The 15,950-nt window shown below is 71.4% G+C and carries 15 protein-coding genes, 1 tRNA gene and 2 pseudogenes; 6 read left to right on the forward strand and 12 right to left on the reverse strand.

The genetic code is table 11. The features are described 5' to 3' along the window. The first annotated feature begins 203 nt into the window (after window positions 1–203). A complete protein-coding gene (locus tag OIE74_RS25230) occupies window positions 204–800 on the forward strand; it encodes a histidine phosphatase family protein (protein WP_329387370.1) in 597 nt (198 codons plus the stop codon). Window positions 801–842: 42 nt separating this feature from the next. Here the strand turns inward: OIE74_RS25230 and OIE74_RS25235 are convergent, their stop codons facing one another. Beyond that, entirely contained in the window at window positions 843–2,234 is a 1,392-nt protein-coding gene (locus OIE74_RS25235) for a tetratricopeptide repeat protein (RefSeq protein ID WP_329387373.1), read from the reverse strand. A 284-nt stretch (window positions 2,235–2,518) separates the two neighbouring features. On the opposite strand from OIE74_RS25235, the gene OIE74_RS25240 reads away from it, so the two are divergent. Both OIE74_RS25240 and OIE74_RS25245 read left to right on the forward strand, forming a co-directional pair. Further along, window positions 2,519–2,968: a hypothetical protein gene (locus tag OIE74_RS25240; protein WP_329392433.1), complete on the forward strand. Its 450-nt coding sequence runs from the start codon at window positions 2,519–2,521 to the stop codon at window positions 2,966–2,968. A 37-nt stretch (window positions 2,969–3,005) separates the two neighbouring features. Further along, the gene (locus tag OIE74_RS25245) at window positions 3,006–3,908 is read left to right on the forward strand and encodes a spermidine synthase (protein WP_443076224.1); all 903 of its coding nucleotides are present in this window, start codon (window positions 3,006–3,008) and stop codon (window positions 3,906–3,908) included. A 48-nt stretch (window positions 3,909–3,956) separates the two neighbouring features. On the opposite strand, the gene OIE74_RS25250 is transcribed toward OIE74_RS25245, so the two are convergent. Then, window positions 3,957–4,499 carry a hypothetical protein gene (locus OIE74_RS25250; RefSeq protein ID WP_329387376.1) on the reverse strand — a complete coding sequence of 181 codons (543 nt, stop codon included), beginning with the start codon at window positions 4,497–4,499 and terminating at the stop codon, window positions 3,957–3,959. Between the two features lie 124 nt (window positions 4,500–4,623). On the opposite strand from OIE74_RS25250, the gene OIE74_RS25255 reads away from it, so the two are divergent. Both OIE74_RS25255 and OIE74_RS25260 read left to right on the forward strand, forming a co-directional pair. Further along, window positions 4,624–5,358: a response regulator transcription factor gene (locus OIE74_RS25255; RefSeq protein WP_329387378.1), complete on the forward strand. Its 735-nt coding sequence runs from the start codon at window positions 4,624–4,626 to the stop codon at window positions 5,356–5,358. Continuing rightward, window positions 5,355–6,740 carry a sensor histidine kinase gene (locus tag OIE74_RS25260; protein ID WP_329387380.1) on the forward strand — a complete coding sequence of 462 codons (1,386 nt, stop codon included), beginning with the start codon at window positions 5,355–5,357 and terminating at the stop codon, window positions 6,738–6,740. Before OIE74_RS25255 ends, OIE74_RS25260 begins: the two co-directional genes overlap by 4 nt. 200 nt (window positions 6,741–6,940) lie before the next feature. On the opposite strand, the gene OIE74_RS25265 is transcribed toward OIE74_RS25260, so the two are convergent. From OIE74_RS25265 to OIE74_RS25295, 7 genes and pseudogenes are all read right to left on the reverse strand, one after another. Next, a complete protein-coding gene (locus OIE74_RS25265; RefSeq protein WP_329387382.1) occupies window positions 6,941–8,365 on the reverse strand; it encodes a glycoside hydrolase family 1 protein in 1,425 nt (474 codons plus the stop codon). Between the two features lie 32 nt (window positions 8,366–8,397). Next, a pseudogene (locus OIE74_RS25270) lies at window positions 8,398–8,574 on the reverse strand (carbohydrate ABC transporter permease); the annotation flags it as partial. Beyond that, window positions 8,565–8,816, reverse strand: a pseudogene (locus OIE74_RS25275) (carbohydrate ABC transporter substrate-binding protein); the annotation flags it as partial. The pseudogenes OIE74_RS25270 and OIE74_RS25275, both read right to left, overlap by 10 nt. 204 nt (window positions 8,817–9,020) lie before the next feature. Then, window positions 9,021–9,093: transfer RNA gene (locus OIE74_RS25280), tRNA-His, on the reverse strand. A 105-nt stretch (window positions 9,094–9,198) separates the two neighbouring features. Next, window positions 9,199–9,792: an oligoribonuclease gene (orn, locus tag OIE74_RS25285; RefSeq protein WP_329387384.1), complete on the reverse strand. Its 594-nt coding sequence runs from the start codon at window positions 9,790–9,792 to the stop codon at window positions 9,199–9,201. A gap of 10 nt (window positions 9,793–9,802) precedes the next feature. Next, complete coding sequence (locus OIE74_RS25290; RefSeq protein ID WP_329387386.1) at window positions 9,803–11,002, reverse strand: GlxA family transcriptional regulator; 1,200 nt, start codon at window positions 11,000–11,002, stop codon at window positions 9,803–9,805. Between the two features lie 404 nt (window positions 11,003–11,406). After that, window positions 11,407–11,721, reverse strand: a complete 315-nt coding sequence (locus tag OIE74_RS25295; RefSeq protein ID WP_384199309.1) for a hypothetical protein — start codon at window positions 11,719–11,721, stop codon at window positions 11,407–11,409. A gap of 342 nt (window positions 11,722–12,063) precedes the next feature. Here OIE74_RS25295 and OIE74_RS25300 point away from each other — a divergent pair, with 342 nt between their 5' ends. Further along, the gene (locus OIE74_RS25300) at window positions 12,064–12,585 is read left to right on the forward strand and encodes a universal stress protein (RefSeq protein ID WP_329387388.1); all 522 of its coding nucleotides are present in this window, start codon (window positions 12,064–12,066) and stop codon (window positions 12,583–12,585) included. Between the two features lie 42 nt (window positions 12,586–12,627). Here OIE74_RS25300 and glmS read toward each other — a convergent pair whose 3' ends face one another. The 3 genes from glmS to OIE74_RS25315 form a co-directional block, all read right to left on the reverse strand. Then, window positions 12,628–14,457, reverse strand: a complete 1,830-nt coding sequence (gene glmS, locus OIE74_RS25305; RefSeq protein WP_329387390.1) for a glutamine--fructose-6-phosphate transaminase (isomerizing) — start codon at window positions 14,455–14,457, stop codon at window positions 12,628–12,630. Window positions 14,458–14,583: 126 nt separating this feature from the next. Next, entirely contained in the window at window positions 14,584–14,865 is a 282-nt protein-coding gene (locus tag OIE74_RS25310) for a hypothetical protein (RefSeq protein ID WP_329392436.1), read from the reverse strand. An 89-nt stretch (window positions 14,866–14,954) separates the two neighbouring features. Further along, window positions 14,955–15,845 (reverse strand): DUF4429 domain-containing protein, encoded by an 891-nt coding sequence (locus OIE74_RS25315; protein WP_329387392.1) that lies wholly within the window; start codon window positions 15,843–15,845, stop codon window positions 14,955–14,957. Between the last annotated feature and the right edge of the window lie 105 nt (window positions 15,846–15,950).

Here is a 15,950-nt window from a genome sequence, read left to right on the forward strand (position 1 = left end):
CCTTTCGCCGACGTTCAACCGTACGGTGTAGGCGATCGCGCGCATGCGAGGGGTCCCCTGCGAACCCTCGTGCGTCAACAGAAGCACCCGGCGACGTGATCGTCGGCTGATCAGGGGGACGCCGGGACCGTCCCGAAGGTTGCCCCGTGTTCAGGTGCGGGATGATGGCAGGGCACCTGTTGTGAACCTCAGGGAGAGCTCCCATGGCATCGCGCATCCTCCTCGCCCGGCACGGTCAGACGGCGTGGTCGCTGTCCGGCAGGCACACCGGCAGGACGGATGTCCCTCTGCTCGACGAGGGCAGGCGCGGCGCGAAGCTGCTCGGGGAGCGGCTGCAGCGCGGGCCGTGGTCCGGCCTGCCCGACGTGGAGATCCGCACCAGCCCGCTGCTGCGCGCGAGCGACACCTGCGCACTCGCCGGGTTCGCCGGACGGGCGCGCCCCTGGGACGCGTTGATGGAGTTCGACTACGGCGCGTACGAGGGCATGACCCCGGCGCAGATCCAGGCGGTGCGGCCGGGCTGGTTCATCTGGCGCGACGGCGTCCCCGACGGCGAGACCCTGGCCGAGGTCGCCGCGCGCGCCGACGAGGTCGTGGACTGGGCGCGCTCGGCCGACCGTGACGTGCTGGTCTTCGCGCACGGCCACATCCTGCGCGCGATCGGCGCGCGCTGGCTGGGCGAGGACGTGTCCTTCGCGTCCCGGATCCGGCTGGCGCCGACGTCGCTGTCCGTCCTGGACTGGGCGTACGGGGCGCCGGCGATCGACATCTGGAACGACACGGGGCATCTCGCGGGCTGACCCCGCCGTCCGCCCCCGCGCGCCGGGCCGGTTCTCGGTCCGTCAGCTCCGGTGCGCCGTCGACGCCGCCGACGCGTGGCGGTCCAGGAAGGCGCCGACCTCCGCCGTACGCCGCCGGGGCAGCAGCACCCGCACCATCCCCGCGAGTATGCCCTGGATACGGGACGACTGGACCTCGTCCATCAGGTCGAGCACCCGGTGCCCGGCGGCTGCGGCCTCGTCGAGGGAGCCCGCGTGCCCCAGGTCCACGGCCAACTCCGCCCGGTAGAGGGCGAGATTACGGGTGAAGTGCGGGTCCTGGAGGACCGTGGCCCGGTACGCGTGCCGGGCCGCCGCCGACCAGTCGCCCAGTGCCGCGCGGCACTGCGCCTCCAGCACTTCCAGTTCGGGCTCGCCGAAGAACGACATCCACTCAGGATCGGCGGCCGACGGCCCGCTCTCGAAGAGCGTGTGCGCCTGGCCGAGGGACTGCTCGCAGCCCGTACGGTCCCCGAGCCCGGCCCAGCCGCCCGCTTCGCGCAGCGAGAGGAGTGACAGCAGCCGCGGCGAGGCCAGGTCCCGGGCCGCACGCCGGCCGGCCTGCGCCGCGCGGACCGCCTCACGGTGCCGGCCCGCGTCCCTCGCCAGGAACGAGGTGTTGCAGAACGCGTGCGCCTCAACTCCCGCGTCACCGGCGACCCGTGCGGTCGCCAGTGCCTCCGCGTAGTGCGAGCGCGCGTCGTCGAAGCGCCCCGAGTCGTGCGCCAGCCAGCCCACCGAGATGGCCAGTTCGCCCGCGCTCGCGTGCAGCCGGCCGGCCGTCGCGCCGCGCGTGGCGGCGCCCGCGTCGAGGAGCGCGTACGCCGTCCGCAGCGGCTGCGCCGCCCGCCGGTACAGCCCGTCGGCGCCGTGCCGGTCGTCCAGCAGCCTGATCCGGCGTACCGCCTCCTCCAGGGCGCTCACCTCGGCCTCACCCACCCGCCGGGGGCTGGGCACGGCCGCCGCCGGGGCGGCGCCGATACCGAGAGAGGCGGCAGCCATCGAGGCGGTGCCGCCGGTCATGAATGCGCGACGCCGCACGTCGCTCTCCTCGCTGATGTCGCCTGTGTCGCTGTACACCGGGGTCGGGGGTGGAGTCGGGGTTGTGACGGGGGCCGGCGCCGGAGCGGCGTCGGCCTTCTGTCTGGACGCCCGGCCACGGACGGTCTCGCGCGCCGAGAAGCCCAGGTCGGCCAGGGTGAGGCCGGGGAACATATGGAGGAAGACGCGTTCGTACGCGTAGTTGGGACAGCGGATCTCGCCGGCCTCCACCCGTCCGATATAACGTGCGTCGCACGCGACTTGTTCACCGATCTCCCGTGCCGCCCTGCGTACGGCCGCCGCGAACTCCCCAGGCGAGCGACGACCGCGCAGCCGGCGGAAGGTGAGATTGGGAACTGCCCTGGTCGACACCATGGCCGAGACCTCTCTTGGAACTCCTGGGTCCTGCTTGCCGGTTCACCTCTTGACCGGCGCTCCCGGCGCTCCGGCGTCCAAGAAGGTACCGGTTGTGACGAGTTGCCTACACAGGGTTTGGCTACAAACCGGATATCTCACCCTCGATCTGCCATGAACTGCCACTCTTTGCGGCGGACTCTCGCCGTAGCTGTTGACGCCTCGGCGCGTTGAACCATGCGGAGACGCGCCATGTGTCTCCACTCGACGAGGAGGGCTCGCCCTTCTTGGAGTTGGAGGTCGGTATGAAGACCAGTGACAGCTCATGGACGACTGCTCAGCACACGCCCACCGCCGAGGCGAGCGAGTCGCCGCCCGGCGACCCCGCCGCCGGCCACGGCGGGCCCTGCGACCTGGTGACCGTGCCGGCCCGGCAGGGTCTTGAGGCCGTCGACATCCTGCGCCGGGGCGCGGGCGAGGCGCCGGCGGTGGGGCCCGTGCTCCTCGACGGCAACTGCGACAACCTCGGCTTTCTGGTGCCGCCCGGCACGGCGGCGCGCTGGGACATGCCCGGCAGCGCGTGTACGGAGACGGCGGGCCGGGGGCTCCGGGTGCCGGCCGAGCCGCCCGTCACCGGCGGTGCGTGGCTGCTGCCCCCGGACTCCGGGACCGGGGAGGTCACGGACCCGGCGGTGCTGCGGGAGGCCCTCGGCGAGGCGGCCCGGCTGATCGAGGCCGCGGACGGCCACCGGTAGCGAACGCCGGCGACCGCCGCCGGGCGATAATGGACCGGTGGCGAAGAACCCGGCGGCGAAGAACAGACGACGTGGACGAGGCGCCCCCGAGACCGGGGCAGGAGCTGGATCCGAGAGCGTCACCGAGCAGGTCGACGGCGGGCTCGCCGAGCTGGTGCCCGACCGCGAGCGCGCACGTGCCTGGACGCTGCTGATCGACGAAGCCCCGCAGTCGCACGTCGATCTCGCCGACCCGACGCATCTCTCCTTCTCCTACCAGCGCAGGCTCGGCCACTTCGCCGATCTCGTCGCGCCCGCGGGCCGCCCCCTGCACGTCGTGCACCTGGGCGGAGGCGCCTTCACACTCGCCCGTTACGTCGCCGCGACCCGCCCCCGGTCCACGCAGCAGATCGTGGAACTCGACGCGCCCCTGGTCCAACTCGTCCGCAGAGAACTCCCGTTGGACCCGGGCGCCCGGATCCGGGTCCGCTCACTCGACGCGCGGGCCGGGCTCGCCAAGATGCCCGACGGCTGGGCGGACCTGGTGATCACGGACGTCTTCGACGATGCCCGTATCCCGGCGCATCTCACCAGCGCCGAATTCCTCGCCGACGTACGGCGCGTGCTCACCCCCGGCGGCGGCTACGCGGCCAACCTCGCCGACGGCCCGCCGCTCGCGCATCTGCGGTCCCAGATCGCCACGGCCGCCACCGTCTTCCCGGAGCTGGCCCTCGCCGCCGACCCGGCCGTGCTGCGTGGCCGGCGCTTCGGCAACGCCGTACTCCTCGCGTCCGACCGGGAGTTGCCGATCGCCGAGCTGACGCGCCGGGTCGCGGGCGACCCGTATCCGGGCCGGGTCGAACACGGGCGCTCCCTCAGGGACTTCACCGGCGGCGCCGCCCCCGTCACCGACGCGAACGCCCGGCCCTCGCCCGTACCGCCGCCCGGTTCCTTCGACTGAACGCCCTTGCCCCGTACGGCACTCAGGGCCTGATCCGAAGGACAGGCCCTACCGCTCGTCGATCTGTACCCGGGGCGCCGAGTCGTGCCAGGTGCAGAAGACCGAGACCTCCCGGTCGTCCCGCGTGAACGTCACCCGGATCCAGAAGTCCTGCTTCCACACCTGCATCTGCCAGCCGGCCTCCGGCGTCGCCGAGACCAGCTCCGCCGACTCCGGGCCGAGGTCGAAGACGACCCGCCCGCCGTCGACGGGATAGCTCTTCACATTGGCGTCCGCCGTGGGGTCCGGGCCCGGGTCCGACGACCGGCTCGGCTCCGGCGCGTCCGCGGGCGGGGTCGCCGACGGCTTGTCGTCCGGCGACTTCGAGGTGTCCGGAGCCTTCGAGGACGCCGCGGACTTCGTGGGTGAGGGCGGCGGCGGGCTCGGCGGGCGGTGCGTCGACGAGGACTGCGGCCTGGCGCGCTGCGTCGTCGTGTTCTCCCCGGTGATCGGCAGCGCCCGCGGCCGGTCGTACACCGTGCCCACCACGACGGTGTGCACGCCCCACCACGACAGCGTGACCGCCGACCCGGTCGCCAGCGTCCACGCCATGGCATGTACGAGTCCTCTGCGCATCGGGGCCCATACTGCACCACCCGCCCCGCGCCTGTCCTTCCGTCCGCGTTCCCGGACGACCGGCACCCCCCGGCCGCCCGGATGGCGTACGGTGCCGCCCATGCCAAGTGTGCTCGTGGTCGAGGACGACCAGTTCGTACGCTCCGCCCTCATCAGGCACTTGACCGAGGCCTCCCACACCGTACGGAGCGTCGGCACCGCCCTGGAGGCGCTGCGTGAGGTCGCCCACTTCCGGTTCGACGTGGTCATCCTCGACCTCGGGCTGCCCGATCTCGACGGCTCCGAGGCGCTGAAGATGCTGCGCGGGATCACCGACGTGCCGGTCATCATCGCCACGGCGCGGGACGACGAGGCGGAGATCGTACGGCTGTTGAACGACGGCGCCGACGACTACCTCACCAAACCGTTCTCGGTGGAGCACCTCTCGGCCCGGATGGCCGCCGTGCTGCGCCGCTCGCGCGCCACCGCCGCCGAGGACCCGCCCTCGCGGGTCATCCGCGTCGGCGGGCTGGCCATCGACCCACTGCGCCGCCAGGCCGAACTCGACGGCGCCCGGCTGGATCTGACGCGGCGTGAGTTCGACCTGCTCACCTTCCTCGCGGGACGTCCGGGCGTGGTGGTCGCACGCAAGGAACTGCTGGCCGAGGTGTGGCAGCAGTCGTACGGCGACGACCAGACCATCGACGTCCATCTGTCGTGGCTGCGGCGGAAGTTGGGGGAGACGGCCGCCCGGCCCCGCTATCTGCACACCCTGCGCGGCGTCGGTGTGAAGCTGGAGCCGCCGGCCCCCCGGGCGCCGGCGTCCGGCCCCGGCGCGTACGAGCCCCTGTCATGAGGTGGGCACTGGTCAGGGTCTCGCTGGCGGTGACCGCCATGGTCGTTCTCGCCTTCGCCGTCCCGCTCGGGCTCGTCATCAAGGAGATGGCCAAGGACCGGGCCTTCTCCAACGCCGAACGGCAGGCCGCGACCCTCGGCCCCGTGCTCTCCATCGCCCAGGGCCGCGAACAGCTCGAATGGGCCGTCCAGTCCAGCCCCATCGGGGACACCGGACAGCTGGCCGTCCATGTGCCCGCCTCCGGCGAGCCGGGCAGCGTGCCCATGGAGATCGGCACCCGACGGGCCGCGCAGAAGGACCTGCGCGCCACCGAGCGGCTCGGCAGGGCCTCCATCACCGAGGTCAGCGGCGGCTCCGCGCTCCTTCAGCCGATCGCGATCTCCACCGGCAAGGTCGCCATCATCGAGGTGTTCGTCCCCGAGAACGAGGTCTCCAACGGGGTCACCACCGCCTGGCTGGTGCTCGCGGGTGTGGGCGTCGCCCTGATCGTGGGCTCGGTCGCCGTCGCCGACCGGCTCGGCGTACGGATGGTCCAGCCCGCGCAGCGGCTCGCGGGCGCCGCCCACGACCTGGGCGAGGGCAGACTCGGCGCGCGGGTCCCTACGAGTGGCCCGACGGAGCTGCGGTCGGCGGCCATCGCCTTCAACTCGATGGCCGACCAGGTGGTCCAACTCCTCGCCAACGAACGGGAACTGGCCGCCGACCTCTCACACCGGCTGCGCACCCCGCTCACCGTGCTGCGCCTCAACGCCGCGTCGCTGGGCGAGGGTCCGGCCGCCGACCAGACACGGGCGGCCGTCGCACAGCTCGAACGCGAGGTCGACACCATCATCCGTACCGCTCGCAAGGCCAAGCCGCAGACCCGCGCGACGACGCCAGGCGTGGGCTGCGACGTCTCCGAGGTCATCCGCGAGCGCATGGACTTCTGGTCGGCACTGGCCGAGGACGAGGGCCGGGAGGTACGGCTGGCCGGGGTCGGCCGCCCGGTCCGTATCCCGGTCGCGAGGCCCGAACTGGCGGCGGCCCTCGACGCGTTGCTCGGGAACGTCTTCCGGCACACCCCCGAGGGCACCGCCTTCGCCGTCGACGTCCACCACGCGGAGGACGCCGTGATCGTCCTCGTCTCGGACGCGGGGCCGGGGATCGCGGACCCCGAGGCGGCCCTCGTACGCGGCAACAGCGGGGCCGGCGAGGGCTCGACGGGACTCGGGCTCGACATCGTGCGCCGGGTCGCCGAGTCGACCGGCGGAGACGTACGCATCGGGCGCTCCGTGCTCGGCGGCACGGAGATACGGATCTGGATCGGGCTCGGCGGGCAGCGCGCCACGCGCGCCACCGGGGAGAGCCGCGGCCACCGGCTGCGCCGCCGGGCCAACCATTAATCCCCTCGCAATGGTTCCTTAAGGGGACCTCAAGAACGCCAACGCCCGCCCGTTATTGGTGACTTGTCCGGTTGGGAGCGGCTAGCGTACTGCCCGAGACCGCATCAACCGCACGGCTGCCGTCCCCCACCGGTCGCCACCCCCCCGCGTCCCGGCCGGCCTACCGAACCCCCCACCCGGCCGGGGCGCGCCCCGAAGCGCTACGCGGGCGGGTCGGGCAGCACGCCCGTCTCCGTCAGCCGCGCGTACCAGCGGGCGCTGGACTTGGGCGTACGGGCCTGCGTCCCGTAGTCGACGTGCACCGCGCCGAACCGCTTCCCGTAGCCCCGCTCCCACTCGAAGTTGTCCAGCAGCGACCAGAGGAAGTAGCCGCGTACGTCCGCCCCGTCGGCCATCGCGCGGTGCGCCGCCGACAGATGCCCGTGCAGGAAGCGGATGCGGTCCGGGTCGTGCACCAGACCCTCCGCGTCCGGCCTGTCGTCGTACGCCGCGCCGTTCTCCGTGATCACCAGCGGTACGCCGGGTGCCTCGCGGGTGTAGCGCATCAGTACGTCGTACAGCCCCGTCGGATCGACCGACCAGCCCATCTCGGTGACCTCGCCCGGCGGCTGATGGAACGTCACGGACTCGGCGCCGGGCCAGGGCGACTTCCCGGCCGTGCCCGGCGCGTGGCCGCGGGTGTCCCGGCGGTCGGCGTCCGCGCCGGTGCCTGTCGCGGCCGACACCAGGTGCGGGGTGTAGTAGTTGATGCCCAGCCAGTCCAGCGGCTGATGGATCGTCACCGCGTCGTCGGCCTTCACGAAGGACCAGTCCGTGATCCGCGCGGTGTCCTTGAACAGGTCCTCGGGGTACGCGCCCGACAGCATCGGCCCGGTGAAGATCCGGTTCGCCAGCGCATCGACACGGCGCCGCGCGTCCAGGTCGTCCGGCGACTGCGAACGGGCCCGTACCGCCGCGGCGTTGTGGCAGACGGTCACCTGCGCGCGTCTGGGCAGCACGGTACGCAGCGCCTGCGTGGCGAGACCGTGGCCGAGGTTGAGATGGTGCGCGGCCCGCAGCGCGAGCACCGGATCCGTACGGCCGGGCGCGTGCACCCCGGAGGCGTACCCCAGAAACGCGCTGCACCAGGGCTCGTTGAGGGTCACCCAGCGGTCCACGCGGTCGCCGAGCGCGTCACCGAGGATGCGCGCGTACTCCGCGAACCTGAAAGCCGTCTCGCGCACAGGCCAGCCGCCCGCCGTCTCCAGATCGTGCGGCAGGTCCCAGTGGTAGAGCGTGAGGACGGGCCGGATGCCGCGCTCCAGCAGGTCGTCGACGAGCTTGCGGTAGAAGTCCAGACCGCGCTGGACGGCCGGGCCGCGCCCGATGGGCTGGACGCGCGACCAGGAGACCGAGAAGCGGTACGCGTTCACGCCCAGGTCCGCCATGAGGCGCACGTCCTCGGCCCGGCGGTGGATGTGGTCGGCGGCGGTGTCCCCGGTGTCGCCGTTCTCGACCTTGCCGGGGGTGTGGCTGAAGGTGTCCCAGATCGACGGGGTACGGCCGATCTCCCGGGCGCCGCCCTCGATCTGGTAGGCGGCGGTGGCGGTGCCCCATATGAAGTCGGACGGGAAACTGAGGGACATGAGTGCGCTCCGGGTCGGGGAGAAACGCGCGGTCAGCCCTTGACCGCACCGGTCATGATGCCACCGACAATATGCTTGCCGAAGATCACGAAGGCCAGCAGGAGCGGCAGCGTACCGAGCAGGGCACCGGCCATGATCACCGACTGGTCGGGAATGTAGCCCCGGCCGAGCCCCGTGAGCGCGACCTGCACGGTGGGGTTGCCGCTCTGCCCGTGATCGCCGCCATCACCCCGGACGCCGAGTCGACGAAGACGGTCCCCCTGGGCGCCTTCGCCCGGTACCGCTTCCCCGCCGCCAGATACTTCCGCCAGTCGCCCGCCCACAGCTTCCCGACGGCCCTGCGGTCGGTGGGCAGCCCGGCCTTGGCGAAGAGGTCCCTGCGGCAGCAGATTGCCCCCGGCCCGATGTCCGTGCCGAGGCCCACGGTCCGCCCGCCGGCGGTGGTGGCCTTGCGCGACGACGGCCACGAGCCCCACCAGCCGGCGGGACGCACGGGAATGTGTGCGCATGACGTCCTTCCTTGAGCGGGCATGGGGAGTGGGAGCGCTCCCATGGGTGGGTCGAGGGTCCCCGCTCGTCCGAGAGGTGTCAAGGACCGGGGGGCGACACGGCGAAGGGCCGGTCCGCTCACGCGAACCGGCCCTTCATTCCTCAGGGTGAGTAACGGGACTTGAACCCGCGACATCCTGGACCACAACCAGGTGCTCTACCAGCTGAGCTATACCCACCATGTCCGGTCAATCCTGTACCCGACCGGCCGAGAAAAAGTGTACAGGGTCCGCGAGGGTGCTCGCGCCCGACTTATGCCGGGGACCGCAGGGCGCTCCCTTCGGTCACAGCACGTGCTTCGCCGCGATCGCCTTCGCCGTGTCCGAGTCCGGGCCCGGCTGCGGTACGAAGACCGCCTCACGGTAGTAGCGCAGCTCCGCGATGGACTCGCGGATGTCCGCAAGCGCCCGGTGGTTGCCGCTCTTCTCCGGGCTGTTGAAGTAGGCGCGCGGGTACCAGCGGCGCGCCAGCTCCTTGACCGAGGAGACGTCCACGATCCGGTAGTGGAGGTAGCCCTCCAGCTCCGGCATGTCCCGCAGCAGGAAGCCGCGGTCGGTGCCGACCGTGTTGCCGCACAGCGGCGCCTTCCCCGGCTCCTTGACGTGCTCGCGTACGTACGCCAGCACCCGCTCCTCGGCGTCGGCCAGGGTGGTGCCGCCCGCCAGCTCGTCGAGCAGGCCCGAGGCGGTGTGCATCTGCCGCACCACCTCGGGCATGGTCTCCAGCGCCGCGTCCGGGGGACGCACGACGATGTCGACCCCTTCGCCGAGCACGTTCAGCTCCGAGTCGGTGACCAGCGCGGCCACCTCGATGAGTGCGTCCTCCGTCAGCGAGAGCCCGGTCATCTCGCAGTCGATCCACACCATTCGATCGTTCATGCGCCTTACCCTACGGTGCGCTCCGCTGACCGGGCAGGCTCGGGCGGCCCTGGCCGGAGGCGAAGGCCTCCGAGTAGGACTTGACCGGCTCCGGCACCGGCGGCAGGGCCGCCGTAGGCGCGGGCCGTCTGGACCCCGGGGATGCCTGGGGCGGTACGACCTGCTCCGCCGGCGCCGGCGCGAGCTGGTCCCCGTGCGGACGGCGGGCCCGGTAGGCGGCCCGGTACGCGGCGGGGGACGAGCCCAGCTGACGCCGGAAGTGCCCGCGCAGCGCCACCGGCGAGCGGAAGCCGCAGCGGCCGGCGACCTCGTCCACCGAGTAGTCGGAGGTCTCCAGCAGCCGCTGCGCCTGGAGCACGCGCTGAGTGATCAGCCACTGAAGCGGCGCGCTGCCGGTGAGCGAACGGAAACGGCGGTCGAACGTCCTGCGGCTCATATAGGCGCGGGCGGCCAGAGTCTCCACGTCGAACTGCTCGTGCAGATGCTCCAGTGCCCAGGCCACGACCTCGGCGAGCGGGTCGGAGCCGATCTCCTCTGGTAAAGACCTGTCCAGATAGCGCTCCTGGCCGCCACTGCGCCGCGGCGGGACGACGAGCCTGCGCGCCAGTGCCCCGGCGGCCTCCGTCCCGTGATCCGTGCGCACGATGTGCAGACACAGATCTATTCCGGCCGCCGTCCCCGCGGAGGTGAGCACATCGCCGTCGTCGACGAACAGTTCACGCGGATCCACATGGACGGACGGGTACCGCTTGGCGAGCGTCGGCGCGTACATCCAGTGCGTGGTCGCCGGCCGGCCGTCCAGGAGGCCTGCCGCCGCGAGCACGAACGCGCCCGTGCACAGTCCGACGATCCGGGCGCCCTCCTCGTGCGCGCGGCGCAGCGCGTCCAGGGCCTCGGGCGGCGGCGGCGAGGTGATGGAGCGCCACGCCGGGACGACCACCGTGCCCGCTCTGCCGATCGCCTCCAGCCCGTAGGGCGTGGTGAGTTCGAGCCCGCCGGTGGTGCGGAGCGGACCTTCCTCCCCACCGCACACGAGCAGCCGGTATCGCGGAACCCCGGCATCCTGACGGTCGATGCCGAACACGGAGAGCGGGATGGAGCTCTCGAAGATTGGCCCGCCACTGAAGAGCAGCACTGCGACGACCTCCCGGCGGCGGCGGCCGGAAAGCTTCCGTGCTGACTCCGGTGCGGCAATGGAGTCCTGGCTCATGGCGCTAAGCCCCCCTCGGTGTTCGCGTCTCCCCGTTCGTGTCGGGTCTTTCGCTCCTGCACGATTCCCCTCGGTTTTGCACGGGACCCCACTGTTCGCTACTCATGATCGAATCTACTGTGTCCCGTGGTGCCGGCGTGACAAGTTCTCCATCCGGCGCTATGTCGACAAGGCAACTTGGCGCGAAGCATTCGATCACGAAGCGTTCCACTCGCGCGGCCCACAGGGAAGTGCGCCTCGCGCGCATGGCCCGTCCCCGTAGGCGGTTCGCGGCCGGAAAGGACCTCTCTGCCCTGGTGACAAGGGGGTTGGCAGGCCATTTCGCCAAGGATCGGTCGCAGGGGTGAAGTTGGCTGAAACCTTACGGGTGTGCGGGCCCGGAAGCGTCAGCGGACCGGCGCGCTTCAGTCATGCGTACGCGCGCCCCGACGCGCCCCCTGGGGCCTGGTGTTACCCACCGTACGTCGGTCCCGGAGCGAGCGCTCCGAGCGGCGCAGCAGGAGCCGGCAGGCCGCCGTCACGGCGAGCAGCCCAAGCGCGGGGACGGCGGCTCCGCCGACGGAGGTCCCGAACACGACGAGCACCACCGGCACGAGTACGCAGCTGAAGGCGGCCCAGCGAACCACATCGCTCGCGGACTCGGCGGAAGCGGGCGACGCGGCCGGCGCGGGCCGAGGGTCCGAGGGGGAGGAGCCGTGGTGCTGCGGTCGTACGGACACGTGAGCTCCCTGATGGCGGGGGTGGCTGTGGTGACTGGATTGACTGCGTCGACTACGGGCCGGACCCATGATCAACGAGGTGTCCGGCCGTCCGGTCACTTACCACCCCCCGGGTGGCCCGCCCCTCGCGTCCTTGTGTACGGGCCATCGGGCGTTGCGATACCTGGCGGGCTCGGGCATGCTCCCCTGATACGTCGCGTGTGCGGCGGCCATGCCTGGGCAGATGAGGAGTGCCGCCGTACCCTTGCGGGTAAGGGGTTGGGAAGATGATTCCCAGACACAGCACCGTTGCCCCGTCAATTGTTGCTCCTTCACACAAGGACCTTCCTCGCCGAGACATCGATGGCCGGTCACGAAATCCCCGAACCCGCTGACCGCGAGCAGTTGACCGACCACGCGTCGGACCTGCAAGCGGCGGAAGAGACACGCACTTCCTGCGACCCGGCCTTCCGGCACGGAGTGGTCGTCGGATTCGACGGGTCGACGTCCAGCGAGCGCGCGCTCGCGTATGCCGTCGGAATGGCCCGCAGACTCGGATCCGCCCTGATCATCGTGCATGTGGCCAACCGGCTGCCCACCACCGTCTGGGCGGGTTGCGAGCCGCCGGTCTTCGTGGACGTGCCGGACCACCGCACCGAGGTGCTCGGTCTCGAACTGGCCTGCGCCGACTACCTCACCGAGGTGCCGTGGATCCTCGTCGAGCGCGGCGGCGACATCTGTCACGAGCTCGAAGAGGTCGGCCAGGAGTACGCGGCCGACGCGATCGTCGTCGGCTCCACGCACGGCATAGTCGGACGCATCTTCGGCACGGTGGCGGGACGGCTGGCACGACGGGCCAGGCGGCCCGTCGTGGTCATTCCCTAGCCCCGCACCGGCTGCTTCGGTGCGGCTGACGCGCCGTCATGGCTACTCCACCGTCACGGACTTCGCCAGGTTGCGCGGCTTGTCGATGTCCCGGCCCAGCGCCAGCGCCGTGTGGTAGGCGAGCAGTTGGAGCGGAATCCCCATCAGGATCGGGTCCAGCTCCGGCTCGTTCTTCGGCACCAGGATCGTCTGGTCGGCCTTCGGCTGCTCCTGGTGCGCGACCGCGAGGATCCGGCCGCTGCGGGCCTTGATCTCCTCCAGCGCCGCGCGGTTCTTCTCCAGCAGATCGTCGTCCGGCACGATCGCCACGGTCGGCAGGGCCGGTTCGATGAGCGCGAGCGGTCCGTGCTTCAACTCGGAGGCCGGATAGGCCTCGGCGTGGATGTACGAGATCTCCTTGAGCTTCAGGGAGGCCTCAAGAGCCACCGGATAGCCGCGCACCCGGCCGATGAACATCATCGACTTCGCGTCCGCGTACTCGTCCGCGATCTTCTTGATCTCCGCCTCGGACTCCAGGATCTCCGCGATCTGGGCGGGCAGGGCGCGCAGCCCCGTGATGATCCGCTTGCCGTCGGCGACCGACAGGTCGCGGATACGGCCCAGGTGCAGCGCGAGCAGTGCGAAGGCCACCACCGTGTTGGTGAAGCACTTCGTGGAGACGACACAGACCTCCGGGCCCGCGTGCACGTACACACCGCCGTCGGTCTCGCGGGCGATCGCCGAGCCGACGACGTTGACGACGCCGAGCACCCGGGCACCCTTGCGCTTGAGCTCCTGCACGGCGGCCAGGACGTCGTACGTCTCGCCCGACTGCGACACGGCGATGTAGAGCGTGTCGGGGTCCACGACGGGATTGCGGTAACGGAACTCGGACGCCGGCTCCGCGTCCGCCGGGATCCGCGCCAGCGACTCGATGAGCCCGGCGCCGATGAGCCCCGCGTGGTATGAGGTGCCGCAACCGAGGATCTTGATGCGCCGCACCCCGCGGGCCTCGCGCGCGTCCAGATTCAGGCCGCCCAGGTGCACGGTCGAGAACCGGTCGTCGATCCTGCCGCGCAGCACCCGGTCCACGGCGTCGGCCTGCTCGGAGATCTCCTTGTGCATGTACGTGTCGTGGCCGCCCATGTCGTACGACTCGGCCTCCCACTCCACGGTGGTCGGCGTGGCCGAGGTGCGCGAGCCCTCGGTCGTGTACGTACGGAAGTCGTCGGCCTTGATGGTGGCCATCTCGCCGTCGTCGAGGGTGACGACCTGGCGGGTGTGGGAGACCAGCGCGGCGACGTCGGACGCGACGAACATCTCCTTCTCGCCGATGCCGAGGACGACGGGCGAGCCGTTGCGGGCGACGACGATACGGTCGGCGAAGTCGGCGTGCAGGACGGCGATGCCGTACGTGCCCTCGACCAGCTTCAGGGACTGGCGGACCTTCTCCTCCAGCGTCTCGGCCTGCGAGCGCGCGATGAGATGGGTCAGGACCTCGGTGTCGGTCTCGGAGAGGAAGACGACACCGTCGGCCTCCAGCTTCACGCGCAGGTCGGTGGCGTTGTCGATGATCCCGTTGTGGACGACGGCGACCTTGTTCTCCGGGTCGAGGTGCGGATGCGCGTTGTGGTCGCTCGGGGCGCCGTGGGTGGCCCAGCGGGTGTGCGCGATGCCGGTGGTGCCGGCGAAGCGCTTGGGGACGCGGGACTCCAGCTCACGGACGCGGCCCTTGGCCTTGACCATCTTCAGGGCCGCGGACTTGCCGGCTGCCGGTTTGCCCGTGATGACCAGGCCCGCGGAGTCGTAGCCCCGGTACTCCAGCCGCTGGAGGCCCTCCAGCAGCAGTGGAGCGACGTCACGCCGTCCGATGTAACCGACGATTCCGCACATATCAGTCTCTGCCTCTCCGCCAATGTTCAGTGGTGTGCCCGACCGCCTGCCGTCCGTGGACGGTGTGTGGCCGTACGCTCCGCAGCCGGCCGCGGCTCGCCGCGGCTCGCCGCGGTTCGGCGTCACTCAGCCGTAGACGATCCGCCGGAGCTGCCTGAGGGACAGCTCGGGCGGTGCCACCGCGCGGTGCGGCAGTTCCGCCGCGATCCGCTCGAAGATCTCCGGGTTCGCGGCGCCGCCGGCCTGGAGCTCGCGGTGTCTGCGCCGGACGAACTCCTCGGTGGTCTCGTCGAAATACGCCAGGACGTCCAGAACCACCCGGGCCGCCTCGCCGCGCGGGAGCGCGGTACTGCGGACCAGATGGTCGACGAGGTCGTCGTGAGGCGAGGGTGAACGGCGTTCGAGCACCCGTAGATACTGCGGGTGCAGGGCGGTTCTTTGCAAGAATCCTGCCCGAATCCGGGCAGGAGTGACCATGATCTCCGGCGGGGCGGTGCTCAGAGACGCTTCAGTACGGCCTGCTTGGCGGTCGTGAACTCCTCCTCCGTGAGGATCCCGGCCTGGTGCAGTTCGCCCAGCTCACGGAGCCTGCGCAGCAGCGCGTCATGATCGTCGCCGCCCGCGGCCGGCTGCGCGGGCACGTCGGCGCCGTCGGGGGCCTTGGTGAGGCCGGGGGCCGTGGCGGGCGCCGCGTTCGGGTGCGGCAGCCGGGCCACCACGGCGGCGGCGACCAGCGCCATCAGCGGGTCCTTCCGGAAGCCGTACAGCTCCACGGAGTGCGGGTCGTACTTGGGCGCCGGGGAATTGCCCCTGCCGACCACGAAACGCAGGAAGCCGTTCTCCATCCCGGCGCTCGGCCGCCACTCCACGCCGTCCACATCGCCGATCGCGAGGGTGGTCATCCCCCGCGAGGACTTGGACTCCTCGGTCTTCCAGTTCCACTCCAGCCGGATCAGCTCGCCGTCGAAGCTCGCGGTCCCGTCGCCGGCGCCCATCGTGATCGGCAGGGAGGGGCCGGGCAGCAGATAGCGGTCGGTGGGCCCCGAGTCGACCTCGTCCAGCAGCAGGGCGTTGCGCACCTCGTCCACGAAGTACTCGGCGACGCCCGTGCGGTCGCTGTCCACACTCAGCTGGTACGGGTCGGAGCCGTCGTCCAGCTTGCCCCCGGCGACCCTCGCCAGCGGGTCGGCGCCCTCCCGCAGCCGCAGCCTGAGCCGCCCCGACCTACGCCCCTGCTCGAAGGTGATGCCCGCCAACGCCCCGAGCGGCACGGCGACTTCGCCGAGCGACTTGCGCAGCGGACTCACACGCTTGTCGCTGCCGGGCACGATGCGCACGGTGTCGCCGTCGAAGGTCCAAGTGCCGTCCCTCTGGATGATTTCCGCCATGGGGCGATTGTTCCACCGGGGCGCCGAAGAGAAGAGCGGTCCGCACCTTGACCCGGACGGGACCGGGGAGTCCGATGGAAAGGTTCGGTCGCTCCGCACCACAGT

This window comes from Streptomyces sp. NBC_01716 (genome assembly GCF_036248275.1).
Taxonomy (GTDB): Bacteria; Actinomycetota; Actinomycetes; order Streptomycetales; family Streptomycetaceae; genus Streptomyces.

Excerpts from the sequence above, each read along its gene's own strand:
- OIE74_RS25265 (WP_329387382.1), bottom strand. The coding sequence starts at position 8,365 with ATGTCCCTCAGTTTCCCGTCCGACTTCATATGGGGCACCGCCACCGCC.
- OIE74_RS25255 (WP_329387378.1), top strand. The coding sequence starts at position 4,624 with ATGCCAAGTGTGCTCGTGGTCGAGGACGACCAGTTCGTACGCTCCGCC.
- glmS (WP_329387390.1), bottom strand. The coding sequence starts at position 14,457 with ATGTGCGGAATCGTCGGTTACATCGGACGGCGTGACGTCGCTCCACTG.
- OIE74_RS25300 (WP_329387388.1), top strand. The coding sequence starts at position 12,064 with ATGGCCGGTCACGAAATCCCCGAACCCGCTGACCGCGAGCAGTTGACC.
- OIE74_RS25260 (WP_329387380.1), top strand. The coding sequence starts at position 5,355 with ATGAGGTGGGCACTGGTCAGGGTCTCGCTGGCGGTGACCGCCATGGTC.
- OIE74_RS25315 (WP_329387392.1), bottom strand. The coding sequence starts at position 15,845 with ATGGCGGAAATCATCCAGAGGGACGGCACTTGGACCTTCGACGGCGAC.
- OIE74_RS25235 (WP_329387373.1), bottom strand. The coding sequence starts at position 2,234 with ATGGTGTCGACCAGGGCAGTTCCCAATCTCACCTTCCGCCGGCTGCGC.
- orn (WP_329387384.1), bottom strand. The coding sequence starts at position 9,792 with ATGAACGATCGAATGGTGTGGATCGACTGCGAGATGACCGGGCTCTCG.
- OIE74_RS25290 (WP_329387386.1), bottom strand. The coding sequence starts at position 11,002 with ATGAGCCAGGACTCCATTGCCGCACCGGAGTCAGCACGGAAGCTTTCC.
- OIE74_RS25230 (WP_329387370.1), top strand. The coding sequence starts at position 204 with ATGGCATCGCGCATCCTCCTCGCCCGGCACGGTCAGACGGCGTGGTCG.
- OIE74_RS25240 (WP_329392433.1), top strand. The coding sequence starts at position 2,519 with ATGAAGACCAGTGACAGCTCATGGACGACTGCTCAGCACACGCCCACC.
- OIE74_RS25250 (WP_329387376.1), bottom strand. The coding sequence starts at position 4,499 with ATGGCGTGGACGCTGGCGACCGGGTCGGCGGTCACGCTGTCGTGGTGG.